The organism is Undibacterium sp. CCC3.4, from assembly GCF_034347425.1.
Taxonomy (GTDB): domain Bacteria; phylum Pseudomonadota; class Gammaproteobacteria; order Burkholderiales; family Burkholderiaceae_D; genus Undibacterium.
In genome coordinates this window covers 3,178,224-3,191,358 of record NZ_CP133779.1, presented here as the reverse complement: position 1 = coordinate 3,191,358, position 13,135 = coordinate 3,178,224, and the positions used below count along the sequence as shown (strand labels likewise).

Below are 13,135 nucleotides of genomic sequence, written 5' to 3'. Positions count from 1 at the left end.
TATGCACCAGTCGATCTCAACTCAAAGACAGGATCTGCGTGGCTTTTGTCGCGTTGTTCTCGGCATTCGTCATCAATTTCATTTGCATTTCAAAATTGCGACCGAGATTAATCATCGACACCATGCACTCCACCGCATTGACATTACTGCTCTCGAGCATGCTGCCAGCCACGCTGACCGTTGGATCGGCATCGGCGGTGCTGCCATCTTTGGTTTTAAACAAGCCGTCGTCGCCGCGCACGATATTCGATTCCGGTGGATTGACCAGTTTCAAACGCCCGACTACCTGTATGGAATTCGGTTGCGAACCGCTGGGGATGCTGGAAATCGTTCCATCCTTCCCTATCGTCACCCCCACCCCAGGTGGTATCGTGATCGGGCCACCTTCGCCCAACACATTCAAACCATCTTGGGTTTGTAAGACGCCGTTTTCATCGGTTTTCAAACTGCCGTTGCGCGTCAAGCCTTCCGAGCCATCGGGCTTTTCTACCGCCAACCAGCCGGAACCTTGAATCGCCACGTCGAGCTCGCGCCCGGTCAACTGCAAACTGCCGCCGGAAAAATCGGCCCCGACCGTGGCATCAACCACAAAGGCACGCGTCGGCAATTCACCACCAATCACTGGAACTGCGCGAAACGAATCGAGTTGCGCGCGAAAACCGGTGGTCGAGACGTTGGCAAGATTATGTGCCACCGTCGCCTGTTGTTCCAAAATATGACTGGCACCGGTCATGGCGGTATAGACTAAACGATCCACGGCAGTTTCCCTTCAATCAGCAAACCAGGCATTAACGCAGATTGACCAGCGTTTGCAGTACCTGATCCTGGGTTTTAATGGTTTGCGCATTAGCTTGATAAATACGCTGCGCGGTAATCATGTTGACCAATTCGCCGGTCAGATCGGTGTTGGAATCTTCGGTCGACGATGAGGTCAACACCCCGAGGCTGCCGGAATTCGGCGGGCCGGTCAGGGCTTGACCGGAAGCGGCGGTCTCGGCCCATTGATTGCCACCCAACGATTGCAAACCGTTAGGATCGGTAAACGATGCCAATACCACCTGACCGAGCACCTTGGTCTGACCATTGGTGTAACTGCCGACGATGGAGCCATCCTTGCCGGTATTGAACTTCGATAATTTTCCCGAAGCAAAACCATCCTGCTTCATGGTACTGACACTGAAGGTTGAACCAAACTGGGTGGTACTGGTGTAATCAAACTTGATCGCAATGGCGGCGGTATTGATAGGCGTCACCGCACCGGAAGAGACCGGCACGATCATCTTAAGTGCCTCTGGGCTGGTGGCCGAAAACGATGGCGTCGCGCTTTGCAAAGCACCGAGATTGTTGAAGGCCAGCTTGCCGATCGGGGTCGCCGCCGTGCCGGTCGGCGTCAGTGCGCCGGCGGCATCAAAGCGATTCCCATCAACGGTCGCGTAGACATTCCACTCTATCGTTCCGGCCGTGGCCGGCGGCGTGGTGACCGGATCAACGCGCACATAAAAGGTTTGCAGCACATGCGAGTTACCGAGACTATCATACACCGTGGTCGAGGTCGCATTATTATATGAAGTCGGGGTGGCCGGATCGAAAGCGATCGGCGTGATCACCGGCGGCGTCGTTACCGGCAATTGCGTGCCCGGGACGTTTTCGGTCGAATCAAGATTCATGATCGCATTCGTGACCTTGGTTTGCGCCGGCGCGATATCAGAGGTATTGATATTGATCGGCGCGGCCGCACCGGTCGAGAGCACGCCGTTGACGTCGGCCACATAGCCGGTCAGTTGCGAATTATTCGAATTAGTGATGTAGCCGTTTTTATCGAGTTGAAACTGACCATTGCGCGAATACGTGATCGCGCCATTGGTATTCATACGAAAAAAGCCATTGCCGTTGATCGCGATGTCGAGCGGGTTATTCGAAGAACTGATATTACCTTGTGTAAATTGCTGCGCCACATCCGCCACCCGCACACCGATACCGGCGGTGTTCGCGGCTGCACCACTGAGCGAATTGGCATAGACGTCGGCAAACTGCGTTTGCGCCTGTTTAAAACCGACTGTATTGGCATTGGCAATATTATTACCAATCACGTCGAGCTGCTTGGATGAGGCATTCAAGCCACTTAAACCTTGTTGGAAACCCATAATTTTTCTCCCTGAGATGAAAGCTCAAACCGGCACCGCAATGCGGGCCTCTATGTTTTAGTAAATTTGCACCACATCACTGACATTAATCGCGCCCATATTGCTGGCGAGATTCAATTTCACCCCCTGTGCGCTCGAAGAAACGCTAGCGACCATACCGAATTCCAAATTAGTTGGCGCGACAGTGACGCCGTTATTGGTGGCGCTGACATTGAAGGTATAGTTACCGTCGGGTGCCGTGGCACCGCTATCAGTTTTACCATCCCAGCTCATGCTGTTGGTACCTTGAGCCACCGCACCGAGGGCAATCATGCGCACCACTGCGCCGGAGGCATCAGTCACGGCCACCGAGGCATTGCTGACATTTTGTGGCATCGTCACGCCATACACGGCTTTACCGCTGGTCAAGTTGAGTGTATTCCCATGTGCCAGCACGCCATGACCGATCATATTGGCCGACTGTAAGTTTTGACTGGCTTGAAAGTTGCTGTTGAGGCTATTGACCGAGGCATTCAATTGATTGATCCCGGTCACCGTTGACAATTGCGCTAGCTGGCTAGTCACCTGGGCATTATCCATAGGATTCAAGGGATCTTGATTTTTCATCTGTGTGGTCAGCAAAGTCATGAATTGATTTTGTGCCGACTGCACCGACGTAGCGGTCGAGGTCTTGCCATTCATTGTGGTCAGCAAAGAGGAATCAACCGTATTCGTTTGTATCGTGGACATTCATTTCTCCTAAATGAGTCTTACTGACCCAGGGTGAGCGTTTTTAATAACATGGCTTTGGCCGAATTCATGGTCTCGACATTGTCTTGGTAGGAGCGCGAGGCCGATATCATATTGACCATTTCTTCAACAACATTCACATTCGGCATCGCGACATAGCCTTTTTCATCTGCCAGCGGATGCTTGGGGTCGTACATTAACTTGGGCGGCGTGGCATCTTCGACCACTTGGGAAACCTTGACCCCGGTCGAACTGGTACCTTCGACTGGCGTGGCACTGAACACCACTTGCTTGGCGCGATATGGCTGCCCGTTCGAGCTCGTCACGCTGTCGGCATTGGCCAGATTACTCGAGACCACATTCAGACGCTGTGCCTGAGCACTCATCGCCGAACCGGCTACATTAAAAACATTAAACAGCGACATGATGATTACCCCTGAATAGCCGCAAGCATATTGCGGATTTGCATATTTACCATGGTCAATGCCGCTTCGTAATGCACGCCGTTATCGGCAAACTGATTGCGTTCGACATCCATATCGACGGTGTTACCGTCGACATTGCCTTGCACCATATTGCGATATTGCGGTGTCATACCGGCCGCCGAGCCACTGGCATCGAGATGGGCCGCCGCGGTTTTATTGAGCCCGGCGCTGACCTGGCCATTGTTAGCTTGCAAGGCACCGCTCAAGACGGCTTTGAAGTCGATGTCACGCGCTTTGTAATTCGGCGTATCGGCGTTGGCGATATTCGATGCCAGCAATTGCTGGCGTTGACCACGAACCGACAAGGCGGTTTGTTGAAATCGAAATAAGTCATCCAGTTTAGTCACAATCCACCCCTCCGGTTCGGCCCTGCGGTTTTGTTACGGTTTTCCATCTGTTCCATAATAGGTCAAGCAACACGGCTTCAATTGCTCGATCAAGTAGGGAAAACCAGGCCTATTCGTCACTTCAAGCCGCGCCTCAAGGTTTAAGATGGGTGATCGACCAAGCTTGTGAAAGTCTATTATGTTCAATTACCCGGCAACGCTGCGCCGTTTGGCACTGCTCTGGCTGGCCAGTCTTGCCAGCACCACCATGGCAGCGAATAACATAGCCGAACAGCAAGATCATGAAAGCCTGCGCAATCTGGCTACTGACTACATGCAACAACTGGCCAAGTCGCAAGCCGGTTCAGCCACCATCAGCATCGGTGCGGTCGACCCACGTCTGAACTTGGCTGCATGCGATGCCCTCAGCGCATTTTTGCCAGCGGGCAGCAAAGCCTGGGGCAAGACCACGGTCGGCATACGCTGCGCTGGCCCGGTCGCATGGACGCTCTACTTGCGCGCGAATGTACAGATCACGGCCGACTACTATGTTGCATCCAGAACACTTACGCGCGGCCAAGTATTGACCGCCGATGACCTGAGTAAAATTCGGGGTGAAGTGTCGAACTTTGCCAGCGGCGTGGTCAGCAATCCCGAGCAAGCAATCGGCAAGGCGATCCAGTTCTCGTTAAGCTCAGGCAGCGTGCTGCGCCCCGATGCCTTGAAAAACCCACCGGTAGTGCAACAAGGGCAATCGGTACGGGTAGTCAGCAATGGAGCTGGTTTTCAAGTCACTACCGATGGCCAAGCTCTGAGTAATGCGGCCGAAGGCGAGATGGCGCGGGCCCGTACCAGCTCCGGTCTGACCCTGAGCGGCATCGCCAAAGCAGGTGGAATCATAGAAATCAGCAATTGAATGAAAATTTTTTGCCCTTAATATTAAAGTTTGAAATTACCCAGCCGATAACCGAATTGTAGATGTAGATAATTCCTATCCCAAAGGGTATCGCTGTGAAAATTGATGACACACTGAATAAGACGACGACACTGCCAGTCAGTCCGCCGCCTGTCCGTACCGATAAAGCGCCGGAACGAGTAGCTACTGCTCCGACGCCATCGATCAACGTACAGATTTCTCCGCTTTCCACCCAGTTGCAAGCAATGCAAAGCACTCAAGCGAGCAGCGCTGTATTTGCAAGCAAGAAAGTGGAGGAGATAAAATTAGCCATTTCAGAAGGTCGTTTTCAGGTCAACTCTGAAAAAGTTGCCGACGGCTTACTGGAATCCGTGAAAGATTTACTCAACGCCAGAAAACGTTAAATGACCAGTCCTAGTACGAATGACGCTGCAATTTTGCAGTGTTTGCAAGACGAATATGCCATGATGAGCGCGCTCTCCACCTTACTGAGCGGCGAACAAGCTGCCCTCGTGGGCGGCGATATTGAAGCGCTCAAGCGCAGCAGCGCAAACAAGGCGGAATTACTCAGCAGCATTTCAATATGGGAAAAAAAGCGTGTCGCGCTACTCAGCGCCGCCGCTTACAGCAATGATTTGGCAGGTATGCGCGCGTATTTGGCAGCCCATGCCGAGGCCAGCACGATTCAGTTGTGGGAAGACTTACTGTTGGTTTCGACCGAAGCCAAAGAAAAGAACCGCAGCAATGGCTTATTGATCAGCCGCCGCCTGTCGCAAAACCAGGCTGCACTCGGGGTCTTTCAACAAGGCGGCAGCGCCGGCTCCTTATACGGCCCGAATGGCCAATCCACCATCAAAGCACCAAGCGGCAAAGGCATGGTCGCCAGTTAAGCAGTATTCACGGGCTGCCGGACAGAGCACGACAGCGTGCTACCTGGCCGCAGCAGCCTCAAGCGGCACATCCACCACCGGATCAGGCAAGACCGCCAACACCGTGACACTGACGCGCCGATTGCGCGCACGCCCCTCGACCGTCTCATTACTGCCTAAAGGTAGTTTGGCACCCTGCCCGACGGCACTCACACGCATTTCATCGACGCCATTTTCGGTCAGCAAGCGCGCCACAGTACTGGCACGCACGGCCGAGAGCTCCCAATTAGAGGGGAAAATGGAATTACGTATCGGTAAGTTATCGGTATGACCTTCGACTTGAATCGCGTGGGTATCGATTTTCAATACACTGGCAATAGCGCTTAAGGCCGCAACCGAATCGGGACTCAGGCGCGCCTCACCGGTAGGGAATAATAAGCTGGCATTGATTTCTATGGTCACACCACGACTGGTTTGCGTGACCCTGACCTTACCCTCACGTACCAAGGGTTCGAGCGCGGCCATGATGTCGCGCGCCACACTGGTCATTTTTTCTCGTTCCTTGCGCAAACCCTCATTGGCACGTTGCTTAATCAAAGGCAATGGATCGAGTTTGAGCAGCGGATCGACCGCCGTTGTCGGCAAGGTGCCGACGGTCGGCGGCTTATTGCTGAACGCACCAGTCAATGAATTCGACAAGACCCGGTATTTTCCTTCATTGACAGAAGAAATGGCATACATGACAACAAAAAAAGCAAACAGCAAGGTAATGAAATCGGCATATGACACCAGCCAACGCTCATGGTTTTCCGGCTCTTCGTGAAATTTTCTGCGCGCCATATCGATTTACCTAGCGTCGGTAGTAAGCGACACGCTCTTCGACCACACGCGGGCTATCGCCGAGTGCAATGCTGTAAAAAATATCACACAGCATTTCGCGGCGGGTAATTTCTTTGGCGATAATTTCTTTGAGTTTATTACTGACAGGCAGAAATAATAAATTTGCCAATCCAACGCCGTAAATCGTCGCCACAAAGGCAACAGCGATACCGCCACCCAGGCGCGAAGGATCGCTCAGGTTTTCCATCACATGTATCAAACCCAGCACCGCCCCGAGTATGCCTATGGTGGGCGAATAACCACCGGCCGACTCCCAGATCTTGGCGGCTTGGCGTTGTTCCATTTCATACAGTGAAATATCCACCTCAAGTATATCTTTGAGGCGCACCGGATCGACGCCATCGATAACCAAGCGCAAACCTTTGCTGATGAAGGGGTCGCTCGATGCCGTCATGTAGCGCTCGAGACTGAGAAAGCCTTCGCGACGCGCCACCACGCTCCAGATCAAAGCATCTTGGACGTTTTTACGGCTATTGTCGGGCGGCTCAGAGAGCACCCAGCGGAACATGCGCACGCCCTGGCGGAATGTCGCCAAGCGGCTTTGCAACAGCACCGCCCCCAAGGTACCGAGCACGACGATCACGAAAGCGGCCGGCTGCACCAGCGAAGACAAGCGCCCGCCTTCCATCAATTGGCCGGCACCGATGCCGACCACTACCAGGATCAATCCTGCTAAGCTAGCCCAGTCCACGCCTTCTCCCTTAAAAACGCACGCATCCGCGCCACGGCCTGACTATGCAATTGCGATACCCGTGATTCGGAGACACCCATCACGACACCGATTTCTTTGAGATTCAATTCTTGCTCATAGTACAAGCCCATCAACAACTTCTCGCGCTCCGGCAAACTGTCAATGGCACCGATGACGGCATCACGAAAATCATCATTGAGCAAATCCTGCAAGGGATCGCCAGCGCTGTCTGAACTGTAGTGATCGAGAAAATGCTCTTTGGTGTCGGCATCATGAAAATCTTCGTAATACACCAATTGATGGCCACCGCTGTCACCGAGCAAGTCTTGGTATTCACCGAGTGTCATTTTGAGCGACTTGGCGACCTCCGTTTCGGTCGGCGGACGACCCATTTTCTGCTGCAAAACGTTCATTGCCGTTTCTATCTTGCGCATATTCTGTCTTACGCCGCGCGGCAACCAATCGGTGTTCCGTAATTCATCGAGCATGGCACCACGAATGCGCTGAACGGCATAGGTTTCAAACTGTGCGCCATGGGTATCTTCATAGCGATTGACCGCATCGAGCAAACCAATCATGCCAGCTTGTATCAGGTCATCGACCTCGACACTCGGAGGCAGGCGCGCCTTCAACTGGTAAGCGAGACGCTTAACCAGTGGCGCATGCTCCCTGAGGAGAAAATTTTTATCTGCTTTTCCGCTAGCGGTGTACATAGTAAATTAAATTCCGAGACCGACACCCAACTCAGGTAAGCCGTGCAAACACAAAGTAGAACGTGCCGTCGCGGCAAAACCACGGGCCAGTCGCGAAAACGCCAATGAGGCATGCGCTTTAGGGAAGGCATCGATCACCGATTGTCCCTGATGCGCCGCCTTCCTGACATCTTCATCGTCCGGTACATAACCGACAAAACGCAAGGGCACAGCCAAATAACGACTGGCCGCCTGCGCCATATTCGTAAAAATTAAATTCGCTTCGCGTTCCGATACCCCGGATACCAAGATACTGAAAGAGCGACGACCGAGACGACTGCTGATCCGCTTGATCAAGCCATATGCCGCCTTGATCGCCGCCGGATCGGCCGACACTTGCAAGATCACTTCACTGTCATCGAGTGAAGCGAGCGGAAACGCATCGTCGCTATCGATATCGGCATCGACCACCACCAAGTCATAGCGCTGCACTGCCATATCGAACACACTGGCCAAACGACGCGCCTGTGGCTCCGGCAAACTCGACAACTGCCAGGAATGGCGCGACAACATCGCCACTGACAAGCCGGCCGCGGCGATTTTAACTGCCTCGTGCATTGTACGCTGTTGTTTCGCGACATCCAATAAGCTCATGTCATTTTTGGCATTTAACCATGCACCGATACTGTTTCCTGACGAACGCGCATCAACCATCAAGATCTCACTTCCCTGACGTGCCAAAGAAACGCCGAGATTGACCATCATAGCGCTCTTATCCTCTTCCTCAAGCACCGACAAAAAACTCAGTACGCGCGGTTTCGGACCGGCGAGTAAACGACGCAAACCTTCTGCTTGATCGAAATTAGCCAAGAGACACCTCCCGCACCAAGCTTTGACCGGCGCGTGCCGCACCGGCTATGAGCAAAGGCAATTCTTCATCGAGATAGCGGAAGGCCGCCGTTTCGCGTTTGAGTTTAAAGGCGCGGTCGACCAAGTACTGCTTGTTGGCGACATGTAAATCTTCCGGAACGCGCTGACCGCTGGCCACATAATACAAAGTCAGTTTCTGACGAATCGCGATATCCAGTACCCCACCGATGGTGGCCGCCTCATCGAGCTTAGTCAAAATACAGCCAGCCAAACCACTGCCCTGATACGCCCGTACCACTTCACTGAGCGTTTCACCGGTCGAAGTCGCATTCAAACAGAGCAAGCGCTTGACTTCGGTATTGGCACCCGAGAGCATCGCCACCTGATCAGTCACCATTTTATCGCGCTGACTGACGCCGACCGTATCGATGAGTACCGTATGTTTATTCTTGAGCTCAGACAAGGCGATGCGCAAATCGCTTTCATCTTTCACCGCATGCACCATCACGCCCAAGATTTTTCCATAGATACGCAACTGCTCATAGCCACCGATACGATAGCCGTCGGTGGTGATGAGCGCCAATTGCGAAGGGCCGTGGCGCATCACGCAACGCGCTGCCAGTTTTGCCGTGGTGGTGGTTTTGCCTACACCAGTCGGGCCGACCAAGGCGTACACGCCGCCTTTTTCCAAAATTTCATTTTCATTGTCGATGGCCGACAAATTACGCGCCAAGATCGCTTTAACCCACTCTATTCCCGCTGCGGCAGTCTGATCATCGGGCAACTTGGCGACCAAAAAACGCGACAAACTGGCACTCAAGCCGGTCGCCAGCATTTCCTTCAGTACTTCAGACTTATGCGGTTGGCGTTGCTGGGTTTGACTCCAAGACAGCTCCGCCAACTGCGCCTCGAGCATGCTGCGCATCGAGCGAATTTCACTCATCATGTCGCTCATTTCGGAAGACTTGGGCGCGGCCGCCAGCACTGGTTCAGGCATGCGGATCGCGGCACGCACTGGCGCAGCATACGGCGGCGTGATGCGCGGCGTATCAGGAATGGCGTTGGGCGTGGGGCTTTTGGCGGCCGCTACGGTGCTGGCAGTCTGCGGTGTCAAAGCATGAATAGCGCTGTCATCAATGGCGAGAATTTCGACCTGACCGTCAACATTGCGGTTCGATAAAATCACCGCATCGGCACCTAAGGCCTCGCGCAACAGACGCAATGCTTCACGCGACGTATTGGCTGTAAATTTTTTGACGTTCATGATTGCCCTCCAACAAGGCTGGTAACTCTAATGGTTTTTGTTTCCGGTAATTCGGCGTGCGACAAGACTTTCAATTGCGGTAAAGTCCGGCGTAAAAATTTTGATAACAAGGCGCGCAAAGGTGCCGGCACCAACAACACCGGCGTCATGCCCAGTTGCTCTTGATGCTTGGCCGCGATTTCGGTCTGACTGGTTAAGGTATCGGCCAAGCCTGGCTCAAGCGCTGCACCATCATTGCCGCCGGCATTGAGTGCTTGCATGAGCAAGCGTTCCAAACGAGCGTCCAGCGTCATCACGGTCAACTCATTAGTCGCCGGGAAAATCTGCTGAACAATCGCACGACCGAGTGCAATCCGCACTTGCGCCGTCAATTCAGCGGCATCCTGAGTTTGCACGGCTTGTTCAGACAGGGTTTCGATAATCGTGCGCATGTCGCGGATATGTACGCCCTCGAGCAATAAATTTTGCAAAACTTTTTGCAATACCGATAAAGACAATAATTTCGGCACCAAATCTTCCACCATCTTCGGCATTTCTTTGGCCAAATGATCGAGTAATTGCTGTACCTCTTGACGACCAAGTAATTCCGCCGCATGAGTCGTGATCAAGTGATTCAAGTGCGTGGCAATCACGGTACCGGCATCGACCACGGTATAACCCATCGATTGGGCTTGTTCACGCATGCTGGAGTCGATCCACACGGCTGGCAAACCGAACGCTGGGTCGGTGGTTTCCGGACCAGGCAAAGGACCCGACACCATCCCCGGGTTAATCGCCAAAAACTGCCCGTTCATCGCTTCGCCGGAACCGACTTCGACGCCTTTCAAGGCGATCTTATAAGCCGAAGGTTTTAATTCAAGATTGTCGCGTATATGTACCGGTGGCGACAAGAAACCGACTTCTTGGGCGAACTTCTTGCGTATGCCTTTAATCCGACGCAGCAACTCGCCGCCCTGCGATTTATCCACCAGCGGAATGAGGCGATAACCGACTTCCAAGCCCAGCGTATCGACCGGCAGAATATCTTGCCAAGTAGCCTCTTCCATTTCCTGCGCCACCGGCGCCGGCGCATCGCTCTTGACCGGTTCCTGTGCCGCCGCGGTGGCTTTTTTCTGCACCAAATAGCCGGAACCACCCAACACCGCCGCCAACATAATGAAAGCCACATGCGGCATGCCCGGAATAATTCCCATGCCGCCGACGATGCCGGCGGTAATGAACATCACCTGTGGCTTGGCAAACAGCTGGCCGATCAATTGACCGCTGATATCCTGATCACTGGCCACGCGCGAGACGACGATACCGGCGGCGGTGGAAATGATCAAAGATGGAATCTGCGCCACCAAGCCATCACCGATGGCCAACAGCGTATAGTTTTTCAAGGCTTCGGCAAAATCGAGATCATGCTGCACCATCCCCACCACCAAGCCACCGACGATATTAATCACCGTCACCATGATGCCGGCGACGGCATCACCACGTACATATTTACTCGCACCATCCATGGCACCGTAGAACTCGGCTTCTTGCGAAACTTCGGTGCGGCGACGGCGTGCTTCTTGTTCGGCGATCAGGCCGGCGTTGAGATCGGCATCGATGGCCATTTGCTTACCCGGCATCGCATCGAGTGCAAAACGGGCACCAACTTCAGCGATACGGCCGGCACCTTTGGTCACAACAGTAAAATTAATAATCGTCAAAATCACAAACACCACGATACCAACCGTGTAATTTCCACCGATCAGGAAATGGCCGAACGCTTCAATCACTTTACCGGCCGCATCGGGACCGGTATGCCCTTCGGTCAGCACCACCCGGGTCGAGGCGACGTTGAGCGAGAGACGCAACATAGTACTCACCAACAAGACCGTCGGAAACACCATGAAATCAAGCGGCTTGACCGTGTACAAACTGGTCAGCAGCACGATGATGGCGATGGCGATATTGAAACTGAAAAACACGTCGAGAATGAAAGCTGGCAGCGGCAGCACCATCATCGCCAGCATTAAGATGATCAGCATCGGCGCAGCCAGCGCACGGCCGTTCAAGCCAGCCATCCACAGAGGTAATTTCAGACTGTTCATACGCTAACTCCTGATGCATTATTCGGGTCCAACTCAGCCGGCACATCCAATTTTTCCGGCAACTGCGGGCGCACGCCACCATGTTCACGATAGGTCCGCAACTGATACACATAGGCCAGCACTTCGGCTACTGCGGCGTACAAGGCTTCGGGGATTTGTTGACCCAGTTCGGTATGCTTGTACAAAGCACGCGCCAGCGGCGGTGCGGCCAGCAGCGGAATATTATTTTCTTTACCGATTTCACGAATTTTCGCCGCGATCTCATCAGCCCCTTTGGCCACCACTTTCGGTGCACCGTTACCACCTTCGGTATATTTCAAAGCCACCGCATAGTGGGTCGGGTTAGTGACGATCACATCGGCCGTCGGAATTTCCGCCATCATTCGACGCCGTGCCATTTCGCGCTGTTGTTGGCGAATTTTGGCTTTCATCTGCGGATTCCCGTTGGCTTCCTTGGCTTCCTCGATCATTTCCTGGCGCGTCATTTTCAGCTTGTCAGCGTAGTGCCACATCTGATACGGCGCATCGATGGCCGCAATCAGCACCAAAGCACCGACAATCGACATAAAACACACCAACAACATATGGCCGACGTGGCTGATACCGGCATGCAGAGATTCCAGCGGCAAACCGAAAATCGCCTGCTTCTGACCCATGATGACGATCCACGCGACGCTACCGACGATCAAAGTTTTAATCACTGCCTTAACCAATTCCACCCCAGCCCGTGACGAAACCATGTTCCCGAGACCGGAGATAGGATTCATACGACCGAAATTCGGTGCCAAAGCCTTGGCACTGAACAACCAGCCGCCAATCAGCACCGGCGAAGCCAGCGCCACAATCACCAGTACCCCAGCGACCGGCGCGAAGGCCAGTGCCACCTGAAACAGATTCATGCCGAGCTGACCGATGAGTAAATTGAAATCGTAGGCGCTCGAGCGATCAAACATCAAGCCAGCCGTCAGACTGCGGCTCAGCTCCCGCACCAAGCCATCACCAAGACTCCAAAAAGCCGCGCCGGCAGCCAGTAAAATGGTACAGGTCGACAACTCGCGCGAACGTGGCACATCCCCCTCTTCACGCGCCTGGTCAAGGCGCTTCTGGGAGGCCGGTTCGGTTTTTTCGAGATCGCTTTCTTCGGCCATTGCCGACTCCTGTCATT

Annotated in this window: 15 protein-coding genes; 3 read left to right on the top strand and 12 right to left on the bottom strand. The window is 53.6% G+C overall.

The window, feature by feature from the left end; all coding sequences use genetic code 11:
- Nucleotides 1-16: 16 nt before the first annotated feature.
- Genes flgF through flgB form a run of 5 tightly spaced genes read right to left on the bottom strand, consistent with a single transcriptional unit; the run spans nucleotide 17 to nucleotide 3,708 of the window.
- Complete coding sequence (gene flgF, locus RHM61_RS14310; RefSeq protein WP_322247971.1) at nucleotides 17-757, bottom strand: flagellar basal-body rod protein FlgF; 741 nt, start codon at nucleotides 755-757, stop codon at nucleotides 17-19.
- A gap of 31 nt (nucleotides 758-788) precedes the next feature.
- Nucleotides 789-2,144 carry a flagellar hook protein FlgE gene (flgE, locus tag RHM61_RS14305; RefSeq protein WP_322247970.1) on the bottom strand — a complete coding sequence of 452 codons (1,356 nt, stop codon included), beginning with the start codon at nucleotides 2,142-2,144 and terminating at the stop codon, nucleotides 789-791.
- 57 nt (nucleotides 2,145-2,201) lie between these two features.
- Nucleotides 2,202-2,873, bottom strand: a complete 672-nt coding sequence (locus RHM61_RS14300; protein WP_322247969.1) for a flagellar hook assembly protein FlgD — start codon at nucleotides 2,871-2,873, stop codon at nucleotides 2,202-2,204.
- A 20-nt stretch (nucleotides 2,874-2,893) separates the two neighbouring features.
- Entirely contained in the window at nucleotides 2,894-3,298 is a 405-nt protein-coding gene (flgC, locus tag RHM61_RS14295) for a flagellar basal body rod protein FlgC (RefSeq protein WP_322247968.1), read from the bottom strand.
- 5 nt (nucleotides 3,299-3,303) lie between these two features.
- Nucleotides 3,304-3,708 (bottom strand): flagellar basal body rod protein FlgB, encoded by a 405-nt coding sequence (gene flgB, locus RHM61_RS14290; RefSeq protein WP_322251107.1) that lies wholly within the window; start codon nucleotides 3,706-3,708, stop codon nucleotides 3,304-3,306.
- A 175-nt stretch (nucleotides 3,709-3,883) separates the two neighbouring features.
- Here flgB and flgA point away from each other — a divergent pair, with 175 nt between their 5' ends.
- From flgA to RHM61_RS14275, 3 genes are all read left to right on the top strand, one after another.
- Entirely contained in the window at nucleotides 3,884-4,600 is a 717-nt protein-coding gene (flgA, locus tag RHM61_RS14285) for a flagellar basal body P-ring formation chaperone FlgA (protein WP_322247967.1), read from the top strand.
- A 95-nt stretch (nucleotides 4,601-4,695) separates the two neighbouring features.
- Nucleotides 4,696-5,004, top strand: a complete 309-nt coding sequence (gene flgM / locus RHM61_RS14280; RefSeq protein WP_322247966.1) for a flagellar biosynthesis anti-sigma factor FlgM — start codon at nucleotides 4,696-4,698, stop codon at nucleotides 5,002-5,004.
- A complete protein-coding gene (locus tag RHM61_RS14275; RefSeq protein WP_322247965.1) occupies nucleotides 5,005-5,490 on the top strand; it encodes a flagellar protein FlgN in 486 nt (161 codons plus the stop codon).
- A gap of 39 nt (nucleotides 5,491-5,529) precedes the next feature.
- On the opposite strand, the gene motD is transcribed toward RHM61_RS14275, so the two are convergent.
- From motD to flhB, 7 genes are read right to left on the bottom strand one after another with little or no spacing between them, the layout of a single operon-like run.
- Nucleotides 5,530-6,309 carry a flagellar motor protein MotD gene (gene motD, locus RHM61_RS14270; protein ID WP_322247964.1) on the bottom strand — a complete coding sequence of 260 codons (780 nt, stop codon included), beginning with the start codon at nucleotides 6,307-6,309 and terminating at the stop codon, nucleotides 5,530-5,532.
- Between the two features lie 10 nt (nucleotides 6,310-6,319).
- Nucleotides 6,320-7,060 carry a flagellar motor protein gene (locus RHM61_RS14265; RefSeq protein WP_322247963.1) on the bottom strand — a complete coding sequence of 247 codons (741 nt, stop codon included), beginning with the start codon at nucleotides 7,058-7,060 and terminating at the stop codon, nucleotides 6,320-6,322.
- Nucleotides 7,042-7,773 (bottom strand): RNA polymerase sigma factor FliA, encoded by a 732-nt coding sequence (locus RHM61_RS14260; protein ID WP_322247962.1) that lies wholly within the window; start codon nucleotides 7,771-7,773, stop codon nucleotides 7,042-7,044. The genes RHM61_RS14265 and RHM61_RS14260 overlap by 19 nt, the downstream gene beginning before the upstream one ends.
- Before the next feature lie 6 nt (nucleotides 7,774-7,779).
- Nucleotides 7,780-8,622, bottom strand: a complete 843-nt coding sequence (locus tag RHM61_RS14255) for an antiactivator of flagellar biosynthesis FleN protein (RefSeq protein WP_322247961.1) — start codon at nucleotides 8,620-8,622, stop codon at nucleotides 7,780-7,782.
- Nucleotides 8,615-9,886, bottom strand: coding sequence for a flagellar biosynthesis protein FlhF (gene flhF, locus RHM61_RS14250; protein ID WP_322247960.1), 1,272 nt, complete (start codon nucleotides 9,884-9,886; stop codon nucleotides 8,615-8,617). The genes RHM61_RS14255 and flhF overlap by 8 nt, the downstream gene beginning before the upstream one ends.
- Nucleotides 9,883-11,970: a flagellar biosynthesis protein FlhA gene (gene flhA, locus RHM61_RS14245; RefSeq protein WP_322247959.1), complete on the bottom strand. Its 2,088-nt coding sequence runs from the start codon at nucleotides 11,968-11,970 to the stop codon at nucleotides 9,883-9,885. Before flhA ends, flhF begins: the two co-directional genes overlap by 4 nt.
- Entirely contained in the window at nucleotides 11,967-13,118 is a 1,152-nt protein-coding gene (gene flhB, locus RHM61_RS14240) for a flagellar biosynthesis protein FlhB (protein ID WP_322247957.1), read from the bottom strand. Before flhB ends, flhA begins: the two co-directional genes overlap by 4 nt.
- Between the last annotated feature and the right edge of the window lie 17 nt (nucleotides 13,119-13,135).